General features: G+C 35.2%; 19 protein-coding genes. 9 read left to right on the forward strand and 10 right to left on the reverse strand.

What is annotated here, in order from left to right; translation table 11 throughout:
* Window positions 1-1,093 precede the first annotated feature (1,093 nt).
* Window positions 1,094-1,450, forward strand: coding sequence for a transposase (locus FFS26_RS20845; protein WP_110011187.1), 357 nt, complete (start codon window positions 1,094-1,096; stop codon window positions 1,448-1,450).
* A gap of 283 nt (window positions 1,451-1,733) precedes the next feature.
* On the opposite strand, the gene FFS26_RS20850 is transcribed toward FFS26_RS20845, so the two are convergent.
* The gene (locus tag FFS26_RS20850; RefSeq protein WP_110011186.1) at window positions 1,734-2,219 is read right to left on the reverse strand and encodes a hypothetical protein; all 486 of its coding nucleotides are present in this window, start codon (window positions 2,217-2,219) and stop codon (window positions 1,734-1,736) included.
* 145 nt (window positions 2,220-2,364) lie between these two features.
* Between FFS26_RS20850 and FFS26_RS20855 the strand changes: the two genes are divergently transcribed.
* Window positions 2,365-2,772 carry a 5-fold beta-flower protein gene (locus FFS26_RS20855; protein ID WP_110011185.1) on the forward strand — a complete coding sequence of 136 codons (408 nt, stop codon included), beginning with the start codon at window positions 2,365-2,367 and terminating at the stop codon, window positions 2,770-2,772.
* Window positions 2,773-2,894: 122 nt separating this feature from the next.
* Window positions 2,895-4,694 carry a hypothetical protein gene (locus tag FFS26_RS20860; protein WP_110011184.1) on the forward strand — a complete coding sequence of 600 codons (1,800 nt, stop codon included), beginning with the start codon at window positions 2,895-2,897 and terminating at the stop codon, window positions 4,692-4,694.
* Between the two features lie 113 nt (window positions 4,695-4,807).
* Here FFS26_RS20860 and FFS26_RS20865 read toward each other — a convergent pair whose 3' ends face one another.
* From FFS26_RS20865 to FFS26_RS20890, 6 genes are all read right to left on the reverse strand, one after another.
* Window positions 4,808-5,266 carry an organic hydroperoxide resistance protein gene (locus tag FFS26_RS20865; protein ID WP_110011182.1) on the reverse strand — a complete coding sequence of 153 codons (459 nt, stop codon included), beginning with the start codon at window positions 5,264-5,266 and terminating at the stop codon, window positions 4,808-4,810.
* 42 nt (window positions 5,267-5,308) lie between these two features.
* A complete protein-coding gene (locus FFS26_RS20870; protein ID WP_110011181.1) occupies window positions 5,309-6,607 on the reverse strand; it encodes an epoxide hydrolase family protein in 1,299 nt (432 codons plus the stop codon).
* Between the two features lie 270 nt (window positions 6,608-6,877).
* Window positions 6,878-7,684: an SDR family NAD(P)-dependent oxidoreductase gene (locus FFS26_RS20875; RefSeq protein WP_137906030.1), complete on the reverse strand. Its 807-nt coding sequence runs from the start codon at window positions 7,682-7,684 to the stop codon at window positions 6,878-6,880.
* Between the two features lie 90 nt (window positions 7,685-7,774).
* Entirely contained in the window at window positions 7,775-8,362 is a 588-nt protein-coding gene (locus FFS26_RS20880; protein ID WP_137906031.1) for a TetR/AcrR family transcriptional regulator, read from the reverse strand.
* Between the two features lie 559 nt (window positions 8,363-8,921).
* Window positions 8,922-9,344: a transposase gene (locus FFS26_RS20885; protein ID WP_110011179.1), complete on the reverse strand. Its 423-nt coding sequence runs from the start codon at window positions 9,342-9,344 to the stop codon at window positions 8,922-8,924.
* Window positions 9,345-9,434: 90 nt separating this feature from the next.
* A complete protein-coding gene (locus FFS26_RS20890) occupies window positions 9,435-10,133 on the reverse strand; it encodes a hypothetical protein (RefSeq protein WP_137906032.1) in 699 nt (232 codons plus the stop codon).
* Window positions 10,134-10,710: 577 nt separating this feature from the next.
* Between FFS26_RS20890 and FFS26_RS20895 the strand changes: the two genes are divergently transcribed.
* The 3 genes from FFS26_RS20895 (at window position 10,711) to FFS26_RS20905 (ending at window position 13,773) form a co-directional block, all read left to right on the forward strand.
* On the forward strand, window positions 10,711-12,135 hold the full coding sequence (locus tag FFS26_RS20895; protein WP_137906033.1) for a helix-turn-helix transcriptional regulator: 1,425 nt from the start codon (window positions 10,711-10,713) through the stop codon (window positions 12,133-12,135).
* A gap of 247 nt (window positions 12,136-12,382) precedes the next feature.
* Entirely contained in the window at window positions 12,383-13,021 is a 639-nt protein-coding gene (locus FFS26_RS20900; RefSeq protein ID WP_137906034.1) for a hypothetical protein, read from the forward strand.
* A gap of 152 nt (window positions 13,022-13,173) precedes the next feature.
* Complete coding sequence (locus FFS26_RS20905) at window positions 13,174-13,773, forward strand: helix-turn-helix transcriptional regulator (RefSeq protein ID WP_110011171.1); 600 nt, start codon at window positions 13,174-13,176, stop codon at window positions 13,771-13,773.
* A gap of 87 nt (window positions 13,774-13,860) precedes the next feature.
* On the opposite strand, the gene FFS26_RS20910 is transcribed toward FFS26_RS20905, so the two are convergent.
* Window positions 13,861-14,298: a hypothetical protein gene (locus FFS26_RS20910; protein WP_110011170.1), complete on the reverse strand. Its 438-nt coding sequence runs from the start codon at window positions 14,296-14,298 to the stop codon at window positions 13,861-13,863.
* A gap of 50 nt (window positions 14,299-14,348) precedes the next feature.
* Window positions 14,349-17,171: a T9SS type B sorting domain-containing protein gene (locus FFS26_RS20915; RefSeq protein WP_137906035.1), complete on the reverse strand. Its 2,823-nt coding sequence runs from the start codon at window positions 17,169-17,171 to the stop codon at window positions 14,349-14,351.
* A gap of 774 nt (window positions 17,172-17,945) precedes the next feature.
* Here FFS26_RS20915 and FFS26_RS23005 point away from each other — a divergent pair.
* A complete protein-coding gene (locus tag FFS26_RS23005) occupies window positions 17,946-18,248 on the forward strand; it encodes a LuxR C-terminal-related transcriptional regulator (RefSeq protein ID WP_181398002.1) in 303 nt (100 codons plus the stop codon).
* A gap of 164 nt (window positions 18,249-18,412) precedes the next feature.
* Here FFS26_RS23005 and FFS26_RS20925 read toward each other — a convergent pair whose 3' ends face one another.
* Entirely contained in the window at window positions 18,413-18,772 is a 360-nt protein-coding gene (locus FFS26_RS20925) for a prevent-host-death protein (RefSeq protein ID WP_137906036.1), read from the reverse strand.
* A 253-nt stretch (window positions 18,773-19,025) separates the two neighbouring features.
* Here FFS26_RS20925 and gndA point away from each other — a divergent pair, with 253 nt between their 5' ends.
* Both gndA and zwf read left to right on the forward strand, forming a co-directional pair.
* Complete coding sequence (gene gndA, locus FFS26_RS20930; protein ID WP_137906037.1) at window positions 19,026-20,444, forward strand: NADP-dependent phosphogluconate dehydrogenase; 1,419 nt, start codon at window positions 19,026-19,028, stop codon at window positions 20,442-20,444.
* 11 nt (window positions 20,445-20,455) lie between these two features.
* Complete coding sequence (gene zwf / locus FFS26_RS20935; protein WP_137906038.1) at window positions 20,456-21,937, forward strand: glucose-6-phosphate dehydrogenase; 1,482 nt, start codon at window positions 20,456-20,458, stop codon at window positions 21,935-21,937.
* Window positions 21,938-21,953 lie beyond the last annotated feature (16 nt).

Raw genomic sequence — 21,953 nt, forward strand, 5'->3', positions numbered from 1 at the left:
CATTTATGAGATATTTTAACGCTTATTTTTAAATAAATAGCATGTTTTACTTGATTAAATTATGAATGATGTCGCTTTACCTTAAAGAATAAAAATAGGCAATAAGTGAATGAATGTAAATAGAAAGTTAAGTCTGATTAAAATTATAAAAATTACATTTTTGATAGCAATGCTTTTTTGGGAGTTCAACCGGTACTTTTTTACAAGCTGGCAGAATGAATGGAATAACAATATTCTGCATCTGAAATCAGAAATATATACAGAGAAAATAAATAAGAATAGACAATTTTAATCATTGAAGGGTAATGAAAATAGATAATAAGAAAAGAGTAGACCGTTATATGCTTGTTCAGTTAATTATATTGTCGCTGCTTTTTTTGAACATTGGTATTCTCATGTATTTGAAATACATTTTTGCTATAGAATTTTTTTCCTTAACAGCTTTATTGGTGCTTGTATATGGACTGTTAAAAAACCGGTTTATATTCGAATATGAGCATTCCGGAAAGATAATTTCCATCAAAAGCTATCAATGGCCTTCAAACAGAGGAAAAAGTTTGGTTTTAGAAACGGCGCAAAAGAAAATTGTAAGAATAGAAATAAAGGAACAGACTTTTAGAAAATATTTAATCCTTCTTTTTTTGAATTCTTCAGGAAGAATATTAAGAAAAAATATTGATATTACGTTTTGTAGTGAGAATGAAATCAATCAGCTTTTAAAAGATATATCCAACAATTTAATGAAGAATAGATCAGGAACTTACTTTTTGTAAAATGTTGGTTTTTGAGTACAGATTCAGCAGAAAATGAGATTACGGAAATGTATTCTGAGAAATCATTAGATGTGAATTTGCTCCTAGAATGTTCAAAATGATTGAAATATGATTTTTTCGTTTCTATTCCTATCATTTAATATGATATGCTCCGCATTACCAGTTAAAATAAAAATGGAGTACAATTTAAACTGACCCAGTTCAGGAAAGTTTATATACCAAAGAAACCATAGACTATATACTGGAACTTTTAGAAGATAAACAGAAAACTTCGTAGAAATCACGAATCACTACGGAATTCCGAAGTCAACATTGAATAAATGGATAAGCAAATACAGACAATAAATACAGGCCCTGATTATAAAAAGATTTACCATGATTTCATAAAGTCCAAATGCCCTGATAAATGGGAAAATGTAAAGCGATATCTGTCAAAAGAATCCATGTCTTTATCAGATGTTTTGAAAGTTAATAACATTATTTTTGTTGACAGGATATCTGAAAACCAAAAATTCAAATCCTATGATAAAGAGGCTATTTTTGAAATGCTTACTTATCAAAAAAAACATAAACTAAATAATAGTCAGCTAGCCCGGCATTTTAGATTAAGCCGAAATACTGTCACAAGATGGAAACGTATCTTCATAGTAATCTGCCAGATTGATCACCTAAAGTAATTAGAGCATATAGCTTCGTTTTTTTCTGAGTTTTTTTAAGAGTATATCTGCGGTGATACTCTTTTTTATTAATTTTCCACAGCATGAAAAAGTTAATAACTTATTGAGATTAATGATAGAATTTTGTATGGTAATTACTGCGTTCTTAAAAACCGGAAACAGAAAAACTTAGAGTGAAATTTTCACTCTAAGTTTTTGCATTTGAATATAAACTTAAAAAACTGTTTTAGTTTTCTTAAAACAGAAGGAATAACTTTCTATTAATGTGTAGGCTTTCGCCAGTTTATTTCTTCGCCTGCAGGGACAGGTTATCCAGATAAACAGCCTGATGCACTCCATTCAGCAGAACTTTCAATCCTAAATGTGAATCTTTCTTCAAAGAAACCGTAAATGTTTTTTTCTCTCCTGTTATTTTGGAAGGTTTGGTAATTGCCGTATAGGTTTTTACATCAGAAGGATTATCTACTGAAAAAAGTTCTAATGTTGTTTCTCCTCCGTTATCAGAAAGGTCAAGAGACAGCATATAGGTTCCGGCTTTAATTTCGGGAGTTACCAGATACATATTTTCTCCCGGATTGCTCATGGAGTAGAATATAATTCTTTTGTCACTTGCATAAAGCATCGCTTTCCCGGATTGAGCAGTCCAGCATTTATGAATATCTTTCCAGGTATCAAAACTTTCTGCAAGAGAGGCCACCGGCTTACACTGTGCTTTAGCTGTTAGAAAGCCTCCTGTCATAACTATTCCCGTAAGTACGAATTTTTTCATGTATTATTTTTATTTATAATGAGTAAAAATAACAAAAAAGGTGTTTACCGGATGCTTTTGTTTTATGATTTAAATTAGTTTTAAGATTATTTAGAAAATTAAAAAGAGAATCTTAACTTAGACTGAGATAAAACATTAAAAAGAAATGAAAAAAATACTATTTTTAATGGTCTCAGTAACAGGCATGATACTGACAAAAGCACAAACCATCGAATCCGGCAGCCGAAGCACCTTAGGATATATTAAAAGTGATGGAACGATTGAGAACAGCAGTCATTCCACCGTAGGTTATATCAGGAGTGACGGTACTATTGAAGACCGAAGCCGTTCTACAATTGGCTATATCAGAAACGACGGAACCATTGAAAATAAAAACCGTTCCACAGTAGGTTATGTAAAGGAAGACGGAACAGTAGAAAATAGCAACCGCTCTACTTTGGGGTATATTAAAGAGGACGGAACCGTTGAAAATTTCAGCCGCAGTACAATAGGCTACGCTCATGGTATAAAAAAAGAATGGGTTGCAGTGGTTTATTTCTTTTTTAAACTGTAGAAAAAACGTGTGTTAAGGGCCTGCTTTTACTATTTTATCATAAAAATTGTTTCTTTATCTATGATCATCCCTTATTGGCTTGCAAATTGATACAACAAACCTTATTGAATTTTTGATGACTAATGGCTAGAACGACTGTAACTCTGATTTTCCTTTTAAGTGGTTTTTTCTTTTTAAATGCACAGGAAAAGAAAGATTCGCTGTATTACAAAATAGAAGAATTTTCAGATAAGAGAAAAGTTACCAAATTCATTCACCGCTTTATATTTCGTAGAGAGCCGGATTCCACTTCCGTGAAGTCCAATACTGAAAAGCTTTTACAAAATACTTATAACAAAAAAATTATCAGAAATGTCAGGATAGAAACCATTGACCCTTTTGGATATGGCTCTAATGACAGTAAGGAAATAGGTAAATGGTATGATTGGATAAAGGATCACCTTCATTCCAGTACCAGAAGATCAACAATCAATAATTTTTTGCTTTTTGAAGAAGGAGAAGAATATAACGCCCAAAAGCTCTATGAATCAGAGCGTTTGCTTAGAACAATGCCTTTTATCAACAGAGTTAATATCAGTGTTTCCGACAGCACTTCGAGTAAAGATTCTATAGATGTTGTCGTAAAGGTATTGGATTCCTGGAGTCTGAAGCCGAGAATCAGTTATTCCGGAAGTAAAATCGGTTTGGGTGTTACGGAAGAAAATGTGCTGGGACTGGGACACACACTGGACTTTCTTTACAGAAACGATTCCAAAGAAAAGCAGGATTATCTTTTAGGCAGCTATACTACCCATAATCTTTTTGGTACCTATATCAATGCCCAGATTCTTGGAGAACGGGACTTTTCGAAAAATGAAAGAATTAATTTCAGCCTCAGAAGAGATTTTTTCTCCCCTTTGACGAAATGGGCGGGAGGTTTTACATTTGAATATTTTATGCGGAAAGTTTTACTTCCGATAAATACGGATACCACTTTTCCGGAAGTTCAGATCAAAGTGTACAGTCAGGATTTATGGGGAGGTTATCAGATTCCGGTTTCATCTGATCCCCGTGAGAAGGTATCCAGCAATATTGCCATCATAGGAAGATTCCAGAACTATAAGTACAAAGACAGTCCGGGAATTGATCAGTATCAATATTTCAGTTCTTACAACAGTTTTCTGATGTCTGTTGGGTTTATTCAGAGAAACTTTTCGGTTCAGAAAAATATTTTCCAGTATGATTTGCCGGAGGATATTGCTTATGGTAATTCTGTAAACGTCATTGCCGGAGGATTATCAAGAAATAAAGAAGTGAATCCGTATGTTGGAATTTCAGCATCTTACGGACGTTTTACAAAATTGGGATATTTCACAGTGAAAGCACAGTTTGGAAGGTTTTTTAATGAAGACAGCCAGAACAGGGAATCTTTCCGCTTTGATGGAACTTATTTCACCAACCTTATGGACTGGAAATTTGCCAAAGCAAGACATTTCTTCTCTCCAACACTGGCATTGGGAAATCCACAGCATAATTATTCGTATAAGGATAGGATAAACCTTTCTTCTACAGACGAGTTCCCCGTTTATAATTCTGATTATATCGGGACAAAAAAAATAGTGCTGAGGTATCAGCTTCAATTGTTTATTAATAAAACCTGGAAGAATTTTCACTTCAGTCCTTATTTAACAACTGCAGTGGGCTGGCTCGGAATGCCTGATGATAAGCTGTTTAAAACTAAGGCCAACACAAAAATCGGGATCGGTGTTTTAATTAATAATCCATATCTGGTTTTCAACAGGATTCAGATTTCTTTCATGTATTATCCGCGTGTTCCTTTTGATAATAATTCTGTTTTTGACTTTAACAGTAACAGGAATAATCTTTTACCATTGAACAGCTTTGCCACGGATGTTCCTCATTTTGTCAATTTTGGAAATTAATATAACAGACCTTTACATCCGGATTATCTTTTTCAAACCGATCTCAGCAAAAGAAACCTTCCTTGCTTTGGGCAGGGAAGGTTCTAGTCAAAATGAAATAAACATTCTGAAAACTACACCACTACATCGATCTTTACATTAATATTTCCGCGGGTTGCTTTTGAATAAGGACATGTTGCATGAGCAGTCTCCACAACTTTTCTGGCTTCATCTATTGCAAGGCCTGGCAGAAGGATTTGTAGGTGAGCCTGCAGGAAAAATCCATCATCATTGGTGGCAAGGTCTACAGAGGTATTGACAGATAAGTCCTGAGGAAGAGTAATTCCAGCCTTTGAAGCACCCAAATGCATAGCTCCGATAAAACATGCCGACCATCCTGCTGCCAATAGCTGTTCCGGATTGGTTCCGTTTCCTTTTGAACCGGGAGAGGTTAATTCGATATCTAACTTTCCGTCGCTGCTTTTTGCTTCTCCGTTGCGACCTCCGGTTACGATGACATTACCGGAATACAACACTTTATTGATATTGATTACTGTTGTATTTTCTACTTCCTGAATGGTATTTAATTCCATATTTTTATTATTTAGATTAAACGATATTGTTGATTGATATTGTTAAAGTTTTTTCCTTAACTCTTTGAAAGCGGCTCTAAGCTCTTCCGTAAAGACCTGCGGCTGTTCCCAGGCTGCAAAATGGCCGCCTTTTGAAGCTTTATGATAATAATATAAAGTAGGATATGCCTGCTTCGACCAGCTTTCCGGAGCCTGATAAATTTCGTGAGGAAATACCGAAATAGCTACAGGAACTTTAATGTCTTTGGTCTTCTGCGCCTCAGCACTGAAATTATTCTTGTTATTTTCCCAATAGAAACGTGAGGAAGACGCTCCGGTATTGGTAAGCCAGTAAAGGGTAATATCATCGAGGATAGCATCACGGCCAATGACATTCTCGGGATGAAGATCACTTTCACTCCATTCTGCAATTTTTTCGTAAAGGAATGCTGCTAAGGCTGTTGGAGAATCAGAAAGCAGATATCCTGTTGTCTGTGGACGTGTTACCATCATTCCCCCGTAAGCTGCATTTCTTCCAAAGAATGTACTCATTGCATTGTATGCTTTTGCTTCTGAGGCAGAAAGTCCTGACGGGGCGGGATCACCGGCATTGATTGGTTTTACAAGTTCAGCAGGAATAGTAGCCGGCATCGTGAGATGAATTCCTAAAAGACCTGAATGAGCCTGTTTTGCTAATGCATCAGAAATAACGGAACCATGGTCACCACCTTCAGAAACATATTTTTTGTAACCGAGTCTTTTCATCAGTACATCCCATGCACGGGCAACGCGGTCAGGGTTCCAGCCAAGCTCAGCAGGAATCTCTGAAAAACCATATCCCGGAATGGCAGGTATAATTACATCAAAAGCATCACTTGCTTTTCCTCCGTATTTTACAGGATCAGTCAAAGGATCTATTGCATTGATAAACTCCAGCGGAGAACCAGGCCAGCCATGGGTAAGAATCACAGGCATTGCATTAGACTCCTTTGAACGTACATGGATAAACTGGATATCAAGTCCGTCAATTTTTGTTACAAATTGGGGAAGCGCATTCAGTTTATTTTCCACTTTTCTCCAGTCGTATCCGTTGCCCCAATAGGTGATAAGTTCTTTTAACTGCTCAAGCTGGATTCCTTGGGAAGCATCTTTCACAGTCTCTTTATCCGGGAAGCGGGTTTCGGAAATACGTTTTTTAAGATCATCCAGCTGAGATTGTGGAATATTGATGTGAAAAGGACGGATACTGGTATCATTTTTTGATAATAGAGTAGCAGTATCATTTTTTTGCGCCTTAGAAATAGCAGGTGTACCTAAGATAAAAGTTGCTGCTAAAAGAATTGTTGAAATTGTTGTTTTCATTGTTTTGCTGTATTAGATTTAAATCTGTTTTTTCTTTTTTGATGAGACAAAATTATACCCTAAGATATGCCTGGGAAACTGGTAATGTGTTCAAATAGCCATATTTCACAGCGAAACAGACATTTCAGATGGTGAACAGGAAGATGGTAGAATAGGAGACTGATGAGAAGTAGTGCTACGGAAAAAGAGAGCGTTGCCGGGCTAAAAAAAAATAAAAAATAAGCTCCGTTTTACTATAACGGAGCTTATTTTGTTAATGCATTTTGGAAATTATCCGTGAGCTTCTACAGATATATCATTCCATTCTTCCCAAACTTTTAAGCGCTGTTCGTAATTTTGTTTTACGAAAGGAAGTGCTACTTTTCCAAGCAATAAACGCAATGGAGGATTTTCAGTTTCTGCTAACTTTATCAATGCCGGTGCTGTCGCTTCAACGCTTCCGAAAGATGTTTCGGATTCCGAGAACGCTTTTTTAACGTTGTCGTAAACCGGATTACTTTGCGTATTAATTCCTGTATGCCAGATATTGGAAGCGTAGCCATTAGGTTCTACCAACGTTACATTAATTCCAAAGCCTTTTACTTCTGTTGCTAAAGTTTCGCTTAATCCTTCCAGTGCAAACTTAGATGCATTATAAAGTCCCATGGTTGGTAAAGTAGCCAATCCTAAAATAGAAGAAACCTGAATGATATGACCACTTTTCTGATCTCTCATAATGGGAAGCACCGCCTGTGTAAGCCATAAAGTTCCAAAGAAATTCGTTTCAAACTGTGCTCTTGCTTCCTGTTCGGTGGTTTCTTCCACTGCACCTGTTAATGCATATCCTGCATTATTAATCAGAATATCAATGCTGCCGAAGTGTTGGTGTACTTTCTGAACTACTGATAATGATTCCTCTCTTTTATCTACATCTAAGGGTAAAGGCAATACGGAATCTCCATATTTTTCTTTTAAATCATCAAGCGTTTCTACATTTCTGGCTGTTGCAGCCACATTGTATCCTTTGGCTAAAAAGGCTTCTGCCCATGCTTTTCCGAAACCTTTTGATGCACCTGTAATTAAAACTGTTTTTGACATTGTTCTGTTTTTTAAATTGTTATGATTATATTTTTTAAAAGAATTATTTCATATGTAAATGACCGATCGGTCATATTTTGGATAAAAAAATTACACAGTATTTTCTTCAATCATTTTTTTAAGATTTTTGACGATAGTCATCATTTTATCGTTATTACCAGCCATTCTTGACATTAAGTGTCCACCTTCAAGCATGGCAAACAGAACTGTTGCAAAATCTTCCGCATTCCATTCTGCTCTGAACTCTTTATTGGAAATTCCTTTTTTTATAATAGCGGAAATTAATTTTTCTCCCTGTTTTATTCCATTGTTTATTTTTCCTTTAACGACTGGATTGGTATCATCAGCTTCTGTTCCAAAGTTTAACAGGGGACACCCACCAACTACAGGCGGATGGTTGGGATCACTAAAAAAATCAATATAGGCGAATAACTGTTCCCTGGAAGTTTTAAATCTACTTAAAGTTTTTTGAAGTTGATCAGTCAGCATTTGCATATTATGCTCAACAGCAGCACAGGCAAGTACTTCCTTATTTTCAAAATGAACGTACATACTGCCTTTAGACAACTTGGTGGCCTCCATAATATCGCTCATAGAAGTAGCTGCAATCCCTTTTGTATTAAAAATAGGTGCTGCTTTTTCTATAATGAACTGTCTGGTTTCTTCCCCTTTTGCCATGATCATACTGAATAATAAAGCAAATATATGACCGATTGGTCATAAAAACAAATTTTATATCGTTTATTTGAAAAAAACATACCAGTATTTTTGTCAAATATCTGATATAAAGGAAGATGTGGAAAAATAATTTTCATCTTTACAGTGGCTGTACTTAATCAAATTTCTAAATATATCCGAAATTTAATGCAAAGGTAAACGGTAACCTGAATGTATGCACTCTGCGCGAACTTTATCTGCAACCAGGACTTCCTTCAAATTTCACTATATAGCAAACAAGCGAAAATCAATAAGCTTGAAATAGCAAAGGCAGATTATTAAAAAATTGAACTGCAGAAAAAACTCTCAATCATTGAGAGTTTCTGCTGCTTTTGATGGTCCTGATTATATTTCTGAAGTACATGTAATGCTGAAGTTTTTAATAAATCTTATATTTTTTATCTGTGTTAATAGAATCGGAAATTTGTGAAAAATAAAGGATGAACATACACTTTCCAGAGGGAGATCAGATGCAGGCATCAAAGTAAAATTTTTCATTAATGATCATGGATAAATAAGGTTAGTATTTTTTGATCCATTTGTATAAAGTAGTTTTGGGAATTCTGTATTCCTCTATAATTTGCTGTTTTGTTTTTTCATTTGTTTTTAAAAGCTCAAGAATAAAATCAATCATCTCTATAGTATAGATATTTTTTCTGAACTCCGGAAGCTGCGTTTTTTCCTGTCTTGATTTTTGATAATAATCTGAAGATAGGGGAGGTGAATACAGCAGCAGATGTTGGGAATAAATTCTAAAGAAATCATAAGTCAGTAGCTTGCTCCATTTAAGGAGTACCTCTGCATCCAATGACTTGCTTTTGTACATCTGAGACAGTTCTTCACAGCTGCATTGCATGAATTTCATGAGCCTGTCTGACGAGAATCCGATTTCCTGTACCCGTTTTTGTATTAGCGCACCAATGTGAATGTCTTTAAAAAGCATAATCAACGGATTAGGATAAAAACCACTTTTGTGATGGTTTAAAAGTGGCTTTTATAGTTTAAAAATAAAGTATTCTATAAAGGAAATTGATTAGGTACCATAATATACAATGCTCAATGAAGCTGTAGTTAATCTGTGAGGTCTTGTGTAATTACCTCTGCAGCTTATTATGTCACCAACATTAAAATATGCTGTTACTCCTATAGTATTGGCTTCAAAAGAAACATTATCCGTTAAGCCATTTTGATTTACTGAGAGTTCAGTTGTAGCAGCTCCAACAGTTTTCTTTATAAAGGTTTGTACTGTTCCTCCGGTTGTAGGAGAGTTCATACTGACATCTTTTTTTGTATAAAGCGAAATACCATAATATCCTGCTTTCAATACGGTAAAGTTACCTGAGCTATATGATAGATTTGCAGAATTAATTTTGTTCACAGTAAAATTATATTTAGCTTCCGTATTGGCGGAAAGGTCACTGGTTGACGCAATCCCTGTGGCAATTCCTACAATAGAAGGAATACTTGCTGTTGTCCCATTCACCAGGTTACCATTAACATCAGTGCCTAATAAACTGAAGTTTTTATAATTTTCCAGGCGCACTGATCCATCATCAGATACACTAAGAAGTTCCTTATTGGTACTGTCATTAATTTCTAAAGCTTTTGTTGCATTGGTGTTTCCTTTACTCACTACATCAACTGTAGCACTGGGGGTTGTAGTATTCATACCAACCTGTGAATACACATTCAAAAAAGCTAGTAAAGCAGTGGGTAATAAAAATTTTTTCATAGATGTATATATTTTTTATTTGTTTTGAGCTCATGATCCATTGATCGTAACCGGTATTTGTTGGAAATCAGATGGATAAGTTTGTTGATGCAATATTACATTCCAGGCTTTATGTTGTACAAAATTTCACCTATGACATAGCTATGACATTGTAGTAATTTATTGGTAATGAGTATTTTATTTTTTTAATGAAAAAGTATAGATGTCTTAAAATTGTTCACTGTATTACACTTTTAATAGGAATTAGTGAGTCTTTCATTTGATCAGGGAATAAGGATGAATATTTTGAGACCCAAATAAGAATCAGATTACAACTTTGAAAAATAAGCTAAAGCATCAATACTATTGAATGTCATAGGTATGTCATATGTATGTAATGGCTCTATAGGGCATTTTTTTATGTAAATATTTTATCATTGCCCCTGAAAAGAAGTAAAGATGCATGTGAAAGATCTATATTAAGTTTTATTGTTATTGATTTTTATAAGGTTAAAATTCTTGTTTTGAAATTAAATTAATAAATTTTTACTTTTATACATGTTATATACATATATATATTAGACATATTTGATACACTATGAAATTTATTATTTTGTTTTTCCCGTTACTGCTGTTTGCACAACCTAAAATTACCACAGCAACTATTGATAAAAGGCTGGAGGAGTCTAATGCTCTTCTTATTGATGGCCAGACAGATGATATGATTACATTGAATCTTTCAATACTGGATGATGCTAAACATATTAATTATGCGGAAGGAAAATTATCTGCATATTATAATCTGGCACTGGCTTTTTCCATGCAATACAGGTATAATAAAAGCAATTATTATTTAAAAATGATGGAACCTGAGTTCAAAAACTCGAATGCTGAAGATCAGGAAATTTCCATGAATATATTATACAGCATCAATTACAGAGGAATTAAAATGTATGATGAATCGTTAAAAAAGTTGAAAAAGAATCTGACAATGGCGGATGATTTAAAAAATGATTCTACCAGGCATGCTATTAAGGGAATGATTCTGGTTCAGGTAGGGAGAAATTATCTTGAGAAAAAAATGTACGACTCTGTTACCTACTATGGAAAGAAAATTGTTGATGAATTGAAAAAATCAAAAAAAATGGATACGGGGATGAATACCAGTCTGAAAGCAGCCATGCTCCTTTTATCCGAAGCAAAACTTAATGAAAATAAAATTGATTCTGCGGAGTATTATATAAAATCTGCCCAGTTTATAGCTGTTGACTGGGGGAATAATGATTTTGCAACATATAAGCTTTTAGGGCAAATTTGTGATGCGAGAAAGCAATATGATGCAGCTATTGTCAATTATGAAAAGGCCATAGTGCTTGCTGCAAAAGCAAAAAACTTCAGAAAATTATCAGAGTTGTACGGCTTAATATCCAGATCATACGAAAAAACCGGGCAGATTGATAATGAAAATAAATATGAGCTTAAATACAGCAGACTCAATGACAGTTTAAAAAAGATAGACGATAATAATCTGAAGGATACAGTAGATCTTCTTGTGGAAGAAAAACAAAAAAAATTGAAAAATGAAAATCATCTTTTGCTCTATATTATTATTGGGGGAATTGGAATTTTGGCAGTTATTTTCTTTATGATTAATAAAAGAATAAAAAAGAAGAATAAGATGTTAAATGTCAGGGAAATAGAAACGAAGGAGCTTAATCAAAAATTGAATGTAGCTTTTGAAGAGGTGATACAACTGGCAAAAAATAATGATCCGGAATTCCTTACCCGTTTTCAGGAGGTTTATCCTGAATTTGTACCCAAACTGATGAAAATTGAACCTCAGCTGCAAAGTACTGAGCTCAAGTTTTGTGCCATGTTGTTTCTTAATTTTTCCACCAAAGATATTGCTGCATATACTTTTGTTCAGCCTCAGTCTGTACAGACAAGAAAGAACCGTTTACGCAAAAGATTGGGAATCTCGTCAGATGAGGATATTTATCTCTGGATGCTTAATTTGAGATAATTTTAGTGGATTTTTACCGGGATTAACTCACTGTAATACCTGTGTCATACCTGTTTTTTTTGAGACGAAAGGAGAATAAAGCAAATTTGTGCTGTAAGAGAATTATAACAATAAAGAAAATCGATCTGTTCGGAATTTTTTATTAAAATATAGTTTTTGTGGCGAAGTATGTTTAGTTATTATTGGCCGGAGACCAGCCACACTTCGGCCCCCTTTCCGGGGATTTTTGATTAAGAATAAAGAATCTATGCACAAACCCGAATCTCCCGACTATAAAAGGATATATGAAGACCTTGTACGTCTGAAATACCCTGCAAAAAAACAAGAATGTGAATCTATATTGTCAAAACCCATATTTTCAGTAAAAGATGTAATTACCATTAACAATATTCTTTTTCCTAAAGCCAATATCTACAACCGAAACAGTGATATGAAGAGATCCTTTTATTACACGGATAAAGTGGAAAAAGAAAACCTAATCAATTCAGATACAGATTTTGAAGTCCTATTTTATCTCCATCTTCAAAGGTCACTGCTATACCAGAAATTAGGAGAAAGAGTTGCTTCTCTGAAACAATTGGATGAAATCTATGATAGAGTAATTCAAACCAATAATGCTTACTTTATTTATCTGATCAACTGGCAGTATGCAGGAATATACAATGAAATTAATAAAAAAAAATTAGCATTAAAACATTATAAAACAGCATATAAGTATTCTAAAATTTACAGAGAAAACAAAAATAATCTCTATAGGATAGACAAGAACAGATTGAGCAACAGTTATAAAACCTCACCGTATCTTGGCGGAATGTATCTTGAGCTCAACAAACCTGATTCTGCCAAAATATATATTGAGGAAGCCATCCAGAATGAAAAAAAATAGATGAAATAGGAATACGATACATTACCTCATATTATGCCGGCAGGTATTTTAAATCCATCAGGAAAATTGCTGAGGCCCAGCATCATTTATGGATATGTAAAAATATCGCAAATAACTATTATAAAAGCGAGAATTATCAAAAGTCGGTAGCAATGGAGCTGAAGGATCTGTATAAAAGTACGGGACAGAAAGACAGCATTGCCTATTACACTAATTGGCTGTTGGATATAGAGTCTTCAACCAACAGACAAAACCAGACATTGAATGATGCTGTAGATAAACAGAATGAATTGGAAAATAGCAATAGAAAGAAGGAAACAAAAGAACTTTTCTTCATCCTGTCGTTGAGTATTGCCGCATGTCTTCTTTTTATATTTCTTTTCCTGTATTATTATAGAAAGCACAAAAGTAAAAATCTGGATAAAATTGATATCCCTCATCAGATGCCTGTACAGGAGAGTATTTTTAAGGAAGTGATACAGCTTGCCAAAGAAAACAGCCCTGAGTTTCTGACCCGTTTCAATGAGTATTATCCGCACTTTTCAGAAGAACTGCTGAAAGTTTCTCCTTTAAAAATATCGGAAATAAGATTCTGTGCTTACATCTATCTCAATTTTTCTACCAAAGAAATTGCTGAATATACTTTTACCTCAGTGAGAACCGTACAGACCAAAAAATATAATCTAAGGAAAAAACTGAATATTCCCGGTGATATGGATATCTATGTATGGTTTTCCAGGTTGTTGAAATAAAATCCATCCTCTTTAATAAAATAAAAGAGGTTACTTCAAATGTGAAATAACCTCTGCATGTCAATTAATAAAGGGAAATCCCGGACATTAATTTCTTATGGTGGAAATATAGATGCATTGCAATCCATTACAATCTTTAAGTTCAATGTTGGTGATCATTTCACTGTAGACCCGGATAGTGGTGTCATTAAATTGATATCCTTCTATAAACACGGGTCTGTCTTTAGGAAGATTGCTCTGCTCATTAAGCATTTCCAGCGGTAAACTATCAGGATAACCTTCATTTTTTTTAAACGTGATCTCTATTAAACCGTTGTCAGCCAGATAGTCAAACTTTTTTAAATGAGAAGGCAGACTGGCCTTGGTTTTAAAAAAGTTTAATTTTTCAATACTGCTTTTGTAAAGATTAAACATGCTGCTGGTTCCAATGGCATCATTGTAAACCGCAAATTGTATGTTACTGTTTTTCTGGCCCAACAGTAATAATGAATTAGTAATGAAGAATATATACAATAACTTTTTCATAATAAAAATAGAGGTTTAAATGTTGGAGATTTTACTATGGAAGGTTGGTGTTAGTTCCTGTTTTTTACTACAATCCATCCTGTATACTTTATTGGAGTTTGTTTTGTATTGTTCTCATTCCAGCCCATTTCAAACCAGTAAGTTCCTGTAGGTTCTTTTTTACCGTCCATAGTTCCGTCCCATTTGAATCCGTTTAATTTACTTCCTGTATGAATTTTACTTCCATATCTATCATAGATACCGAATGTGAAATTACTTTTATTTGCCAAAGCAGAATAATCAAGTACGTCATTGATTCCGTCACCGTTAGGGGTGATGATGTTAATTAGATTAGGAACCGTAATTTCTACCTGCACAGGAACACAGTTATATGAATCCCTCACATAGAAAGTATGGCTTCCGCGGGATATATTGGTAAATATGTTTTCACTCTGCCAGTTGATATTGTCCATCGAATATTGATAAGGCGCTGTACCGGCAATTACATTTAAGGTAACTGTATTATTGTTAATGTTAACATCTGAAACAACAGGGTTTTCAGAAGCATAAACCTTCACTGTTTGTCTGGTGGTACATTCTCTGGTTTTCAGATCTACCCAGTAGATTCCAACCCCTGCATTTTTGATGGACTGTGTAGTCGCTCCCGTACTCCATTCATAAGAAGTATAGCCTGGCCCTGCATCTAGTGTGGTTGTATTTTCCATACAGATAATTTTATCCTTTAATACTTCTGAGTAGGTAGGAGGAATAACCGTGAGAGTTACTTCTGCAATTTTATAACATCCGCTGGCATTGCTTACCTTAATGTAAACCACTCCGTTAGGAGCAATGTAGTTGGTGGGAGTCAGAATTTCGTTTGTCCCGTTATGGGCATCAGTAGGAGATGGATAGTACTGCTTAGTAATTCCCGGTTGTACATTAACTCCTGCCGTTGTTAAATTAAATATCCCAAGCAACGGATTGGATGGCTGGAAACATGATCTTAAAGCTGCATCTTTTACAATTGGGCTTTCAGAAACAGTAAGTGTTACAGTTACCCGTTCACAATCTGTAAACTCCGGGTCATTTCCGCAAAATTTATAAACAATGGTATCAGTGCCCAGATAACCGAAATTGGGAACATAATTAATTACTCCTGCAGCATCAATGGTAGCAGTACCGTTTGTTGGAGGAGTAATAATCGTTACTGTACTCGGAACATAAGTTTGGGTGGAATTGGTAAATTCTGGTATGATAGTCAGGTTGCCTTCGCAAACAGTAATCGCTTTTGTAGATTCCTGAAGACATGTGTATACTTTATAGACGGGAGTGGTTGCCGGTGGACAAGTACTTACTGAAATTTTCACGGTGTAATTTCCCGCCGCCACTGGAGCATAAGTATTGGTATTGGCTCCGTTGATAGGATTTCCGTTGAGAAACCATTGGTAGGTATCGTAGCTGTCATTTACCTCCAATACAATACCCGGAATACAATCTCCGGTTTTTTTTGAAATCAGTGGGATGGAAGAGAAACCTGCAAAATAACCCCCGTATCCTGATGTGCTGTAACCACCATTAATACCTGCTGTTACAGCTTTATCAGAAACTACAGTTACATTTCCGGTGATGGATGGGATAGCATATGTTACCCAGCTGCTATTTCCTGTCAATGGAAAAGGTCCTTGTACGGCGGTGGGAGTAATGCCGTTTACCGTCACATTGGCTCCGGTTTCCGTTAAAATATTCAGTTTTACAATAGTGCCGGTTGGGACAGTGCTTGTTACCCCTGGTCCTGTTGGCATTTCATTGATCTTCCCGATTTCATCAATTTTTCGGGGTAAAAAGCAGTTCAATGGCGGAATGTAGTTGAATCCAACCGTCGCACTGCTGTTATTTACAGAGACCAACTGATATAAATAGACATTTTTTGAAGTCGTAATAAACATATTGAAATGTCCGGAATTTCCCTGCTGCACATAGTTATTTCCTGAAACTCTGTAAAATTCACCGCTGTTGATGGTCGCAACAGGAGTGTTGGAACCGTTAATAAATATTTGTGTATTGTTTTCTGTTCCTACAATGATGCCACCTTCAAGATCGGGATTGGTAGATCTTGTTCTCACCATGGCAAAAGTACTTCCAAGTCTATCTGTAGGTACAGACTGATCAAGAACCGCATCAGATCCCATGCTGGTGTTGTTTCCAAAATTTCCATTGATATTTCCGTTGGTAAGCGTAATCGGTTTATCAGAAACAATTTTAGCTCCGATAAAAGCTGATATATTTTGACCTCCTACTCCAGGGCCTCCGGCGAAAATAAAGGATTGTCCTTTGTTGAGAGTGATTGTTTGCGAATGGGTGGCAGGTGTTCCTCCAAAGAATGTCACATTTCCATTCCAAGTAGTGGTGATAACTGTATTATTCTCTGTTGCCAATATGCCTGCTGAGAAGTTAAATATGTTAAGTGATGCAGTAGTAGGAGTTGCGGCTACAAAAAATTCTTTGCCTATACCGGCTTTTCCTTTACTTGTTATAATTTCAGCGTGTACAGTACCGCTTACCATTCTTAATGAACAGTAAAATGGCTTGCTTCCATGTACATATAAACCTTTATTGATAGTAGTGAATGCATTTGAAGCAACATTAGCTGCTATAATACTAGCTGGCACCACAAAGGTCTGAGGAGACCCTTTACTTATGGTTACGTTACCTATTGGAATATTATTGCTGTTAATTGTAACAACAAAAGGAGTTGCAGAATCGGTAGAAAGATAGAGTGCCTGTGTATAATTTACTGAGGCGTAATAAGGTGCAAACCAATGATCTGTGTCTCTTTGCGCCGAAAGAGGGGAACTCAATAGAAGGAACAATAAACAAAATATAAAACTTTTCATGCATCGTTAAATTTTCGTTCTAAAAATTACGAATTCTTTTTTTTAAAACGATTATGATTTTATTATTAATTTTTTATTAATTGTCATATTTCCATATACCATTTCTATTAAAAAAGTAATAATTGAATTGTCTGAAAATAAGAGAATACTAAAAAGAGGGAAACCTTTTCAGAGGTATATGATTGCCGTTTGATGCTTTAGATACAAGATTGTGCACCTAAGGGCTTAATTAATGGTCTGATTATAGCAGGATAAGATTTATTTAATTTTTATATTTTTTCTTAGAGCAGTTTCCATTTTATTGCTTTGTAAAAATAATTTAATAAAAATATAAACAGATTATACTTTTGTATAGTTTTAAATCAAAGTTTAATGAATTAATATGAAAGGAACCTATGTTCAAATACTTTCAGTAAAGAGAGGACTTGATTTTTATTTTAATTCTTTTTTTAATATTCAGCCTAATGCCTGTTTTTGTGTGTATATTATGTTGAAAAATTTCACTTGATGTTGAAAATTTAATAAAAGTAGGTGTTTTTTGTCTTTTAAATAATTTTTACAATAGGCCTAAGGCTGAATATAATTATACTAAGAAAATTAAATACTTACGGACTCAAATTTTTTAAATGCCTTTCACCTGAAGAAAAAAAAGTACATACCATTACCTATGATTTTCATCTTAAATATGCCAACAGTGTAGATGTGCTTGTCAATCATAAGATTACACCTATAGAACTCTTTGATGATGGAGAAATCTCCAAAATAGCCTGTGTAGTGTCCTATTCTCTTAACCGGTCTGCGGGAAATATCAGGATCGTTTCTAGTACCTCAGAAACCTATTGGAAGTATAATCTCTTCACGGGAAAATGGACAGAAGAATCTAAAGTTGCCCTAAAATTAAGGGAAATAGAAATTATACGGCTGTATCTCCAGGAATTAAAAATAGAAGAAATCGCAGAACAACTGTTTGTGTCGCCCAGTACAATAAAGTTTCACAGAAGCAAATTGTTTGAAAGAATTGGAGTGAAAAATATAATTGAAGCAATATCCTACGTAATAACGAATAATTTGATTTAAACTTTACTTTTTAAAACATTTCCAGTCCGGAAGTACCGAGAACAAAATGTACTTCTCTTTATAATCTTATTTTTCAAGGCTTTGAAAAATAGTTGTTTCTATGTCCTTACTAACGTACGAGAATTTTCCCTCCGTAATATTCAGAGGGAAAATACCCGGCCAGCTTAATTAAGCTGATAATTTGTAATTACTAAACTCAGGATGAAATGAACATAATTCTGTTCTACCTCTTTTCTGTTAATCAGTTTGTTTTTGTATTCATAAGAATTCAGATCGCGGGATAATTTCTGATACGTTTCAAAATCATCACCCTTTATCTTTACTCTTATATTACCATCTTTTCTGTTAATAAGTACATCATCCAGAGTTCTTACTTTAAATAAAACTTCGCATAACGTAGGGCGAGCCTTCATGGAACCGATATATCTTTCAACTATATTAATCTTGAACGAATCAAATATGATGTTATTAAAAACGATTTTAGAATTAGGCTCCTGAGTGTTGAGTTCAAGTTTATAGTTCATTACTTTATAAATTTTGGCAAATATAAGTTTAATTATGCCAAAAAACCGACTGTTTTAATAGATCATTCCCATATTAATGATTGAATTTTATTCTATAAACACAAAATCATATGAAAATGTGAATATTAGAGGCTTATAAATGAGGACGTAACAAAAGTGTAACAAACATTTTCTTTCCTTTTATTTTTTTCATTATAGGCATTTCCGTAATTTTATTCTCTGTATAACAAAAATTCATATTAATACCAATATAATGGAAAGATATAGTTATGGGATGGTTGGCCTTGGAGTAATGGGGCGGAATCTGCTTTATAATATCGCTGACAACGGGTTTTCAATCGCAGGATTCGACCTTGATCAGGAGAAAGTTAAAGAATTAGAAGGCGGAGCTGCTTCAGAAATGAAGGTGAAGGGTATAGGATCTTTAGAAGACTTTGTATCCGCATTGGAAGTTCCAAGAAAAATTATTCTTATGGTTCCTGCAGGAAAACCTGTAGATGCTGTGCTGGAAAATATTACCCCGCTTTTAAGCGAAGGCGATATCGTGATTGATGCAGGAAATTCTTATTTCGAAGATACCAACAGACGTGTTGCTGACCTGGCATCCAAAAAACTGCATTTTATGGGAATGGGAGTGTCAGGAGGTGAAAAAGGGGCCAGAACAGGTCCAAGTATAATGCCTGGAGGGGATCTGGAAGCATTCAGACTTTTGAAACCGATGCTGGAAGCCATTGCAGCCAAAGTAGACAACGAAGCGTGTACAGCATATATGGGAAAAGGATCTGCCGGAAACTATGTGAAAATGGTACACAACGGTATTGAATATGCCATAATGCAGCTGATCAGTGAAGCTTATGATCTTCTTAAAAGAGGAGCAGGTTTAAATAATGAACAACTTTATCAGGTTTTCAAAGAATGGAATAACGGCGAAATGAACTCGTTCCTTATTGAAATTACCAGAGATATCTTCACTCAAAAAGATTCATTAACAGATGGCTATCTTGTAGATCAGATTTTAGATAAGGCAGGAGCGAAAGGAACAGGAAAATGGACTTCAGAACAGGCCATGGAAATCGGAGTTTCTATTCCTACCATTGATATTGCGGTAACTTCAAGAATTTTATCTGCTTATAAAAACGAGAGAGTTCAGGCTTCAAAAATATATGCCGATAACGAAATTGTAAAACCTGAAAATACAGAATTATTCATTAAGGAGGTTGGCGATGCTCTTTTCCTTTCCACCTTAATCAGCTATGCACAAGGTTTATCTTTACTGGTAAAAGCATCTGAAGAATACGGCTTTGAAATTCCATTGAAAGATGTTGTGAAAATCTGGAGAGGAGGATGTATTATCCGTTCAGTTTTGCTGGAGAAATTCTATTCTGCTTATACCCAAAACCCTAACCTTTCTAATATTCTGCTTGATAAAGAAATTTCAGAACTGGTAAAGTCAAAAATCAAAGGTTTAAGAAAAACAGCCGGATATGCCGCTACGAACGGAATCTCAAGCCTGGGAATTCAGACAGCTTTAGGATATTTTGATGCATATACTACAGAATCTCTTCCCGTGAATCTTATTCAGGCTCAGCGTGATTATTTCGGAGCTCATACTTATCAGCGTATTGACAGAGAAGGAGTTTTCCATACTTCCTGGCAGAGTGCAAACAACTAAAATTCGGAAAAATGAATCAAAATAAAGTCTTGCAGCCAACAACTATTGTTATTTTTGGTGCTACAGGCGATCTGGCAAAAAGAAAACTTTTTCCGGCATTTTACAACTTATATATCGATGGCAGAATGCCCAAAGGCTTCAATATTGTAGCACTGGGAAGAGCAGAAAATACCAACGAAAATTTCAGAAATTATATCAAAGAAAACCTTGAAAGTTTCTCAAGAAAAAAAGTGACTTCCGAAGACTGGGCAGGTTTTCAGGCTCATATTACTTACTTTCAGCATCAGCTGGATGAAGAAAGTTCTTACGAAAATCTGCAGCAGAAACTGCAGGATTTCGATACCGTTTACGGAATGAGAGCAAACAGACTGTTTTATTTATCCATCGGGCCCAACTTTATTTCTACAATATCCAATCATATCAAAACGACTTTACTAGCTTCTGATCCGAAAAAAGACCGTATCATTATCGAAAAGCCTTTTGGTCACAATAAACAATCTGCTGTTGAATTGAACAGCCTTTTGGCAAAAACATTTGAAGAAGAGCAGATTTACCGTATCGACCACTATCTGGGAAAAGAAACGGTGCAGAATATACTGGCTTTCAGATTTGGAAATTCTATTTTTGAGCCTTTATGGGATCATAAATATATAGAATCGGTACAGATTACGGTAGCGGAAGAAGTTGGAGTAGAGACAAGAGGAGCATTCTACGAACAGACAGGTGCGTTAAGAGATATGATTCAGAACCACCTGTTGCAGATCCTGTGTATGGTGGCTATGGAACCACCGGCTTCATTGCAGTCAGGTGAAATCAGAGACCGGAAAGTTGACGTTCTGAAATCAATTCGGAGAATATCTTCCGATCAGGTTGATCATTATGCGGTAAGGGGCCAGTATGGAAAAGGAACCATCAACGGAGTGGAAGTGAAAGGCTACCGCCAGGAAGACGGAATTGCTCCTGATTCCAATACAGAGACTTTTGCAGCAATTAAATTTTATCTGGATAACGAGAGATGGCAGGATGTTCCTTTCTATGTCCGTACCGGAAAGAAAATGAAAGAAAAGCATTCTTACATTACCATTCAGTTTAAACCGCTTCCTCACTCAACGTTCTCAGACAGCCCACATCTTTTATCTGCCAACAGGTTGATCATTAATATTCAGCCCATGATGGATATCAGATTACAGTTCATGACCAAAAAGCCCGGGCTGACACTGGATCTGAAGCCTGCAGAAATGATTTTCGATAATTTTGCCTGTCAGGAAGATACTCCGGAAGCGTATGAAACCTTGCTACAGGATGCTCTTTTAGGAGATCTTACCTTATTTATGCGTTCTGATCAGGTGGAAGAGGCATGGGATGTTGTGACTACCATACAGGAAGCATGGGAAAATAACAAAGATTTATCTTTCCCGAATTATAAAGCAGGAAGCTGGGGTCCGGAAGATGTTAATGCTTTGGTGGAAAGACAAGGGCACAGCTGGGTATAAACAAAATAAAATGTAA

Source organism: Chryseobacterium sp. 2VB, from assembly GCF_005503635.1.
Lineage (GTDB): Bacteria > Bacteroidota > Bacteroidia > Flavobacteriales > Weeksellaceae > Chryseobacterium > Chryseobacterium cupriresistens.

What these genes read in the sequence shown, in the direction of transcription:
- FFS26_RS20845 (WP_110011187.1), top strand. Translation starts at nt 1,094, where the DNA reads ATGGATAAGCAAATACAGACAATAAATACAGGCCCTGATTATAAAAAG.
- FFS26_RS20850 (WP_110011186.1), bottom strand. Translation starts at nt 2,219, where the DNA reads ATGAAAAAATTCGTACTTACGGGAATAGTTATGACAGGAGGCTTTCTA.
- FFS26_RS20855 (WP_110011185.1), top strand. Translation starts at nt 2,365, where the DNA reads ATGAAAAAAATACTATTTTTAATGGTCTCAGTAACAGGCATGATACTG.
- FFS26_RS20860 (WP_110011184.1), top strand. Translation starts at nt 2,895, where the DNA reads ATGGCTAGAACGACTGTAACTCTGATTTTCCTTTTAAGTGGTTTTTTC.
- FFS26_RS20865 (WP_110011182.1), bottom strand. Translation starts at nt 5,266, where the DNA reads ATGGAATTAAATACCATTCAGGAAGTAGAAAATACAACAGTAATCAAT.
- FFS26_RS20870 (WP_110011181.1), bottom strand. Translation starts at nt 6,607, where the DNA reads ATGAAAACAACAATTTCAACAATTCTTTTAGCAGCAACTTTTATCTTA.
- FFS26_RS20875 (WP_137906030.1), bottom strand. Translation starts at nt 7,684, where the DNA reads ATGTCAAAAACAGTTTTAATTACAGGTGCATCAAAAGGTTTCGGAAAA.
- FFS26_RS20880 (WP_137906031.1), bottom strand. Translation starts at nt 8,362, where the DNA reads ATGGCAAAAGGGGAAGAAACCAGACAGTTCATTATAGAAAAAGCAGCA.
- FFS26_RS20885 (WP_110011179.1), bottom strand. Translation starts at nt 9,344, where the DNA reads ATGCTTTTTAAAGACATTCACATTGGTGCGCTAATACAAAAACGGGTA.
- FFS26_RS20890 (WP_137906032.1), bottom strand. Translation starts at nt 10,133, where the DNA reads ATGAAAAAATTTTTATTACCCACTGCTTTACTAGCTTTTTTGAATGTG.
- FFS26_RS20895 (WP_137906033.1), top strand. Translation starts at nt 10,711, where the DNA reads ATGAAATTTATTATTTTGTTTTTCCCGTTACTGCTGTTTGCACAACCT.
- FFS26_RS20900 (WP_137906034.1), top strand. Translation starts at nt 12,383, where the DNA reads ATGCACAAACCCGAATCTCCCGACTATAAAAGGATATATGAAGACCTT.
- FFS26_RS20905 (WP_110011171.1), top strand. Translation starts at nt 13,174, where the DNA reads ATGGAGCTGAAGGATCTGTATAAAAGTACGGGACAGAAAGACAGCATT.
- FFS26_RS20910 (WP_110011170.1), bottom strand. Translation starts at nt 14,298, where the DNA reads ATGAAAAAGTTATTGTATATATTCTTCATTACTAATTCATTATTACTG.
- FFS26_RS20915 (WP_137906035.1), bottom strand. Translation starts at nt 17,171, where the DNA reads ATGAAAAGTTTTATATTTTGTTTATTGTTCCTTCTATTGAGTTCCCCT.
- FFS26_RS20925 (WP_137906036.1), bottom strand. Translation starts at nt 18,772, where the DNA reads ATGAACTATAAACTTGAACTCAACACTCAGGAGCCTAATTCTAAAATC.
- gndA (WP_137906037.1), top strand. Translation starts at nt 19,026, where the DNA reads ATGGAAAGATATAGTTATGGGATGGTTGGCCTTGGAGTAATGGGGCGG.
- zwf (WP_137906038.1), top strand. Translation starts at nt 20,456, where the DNA reads ATGAATCAAAATAAAGTCTTGCAGCCAACAACTATTGTTATTTTTGGT.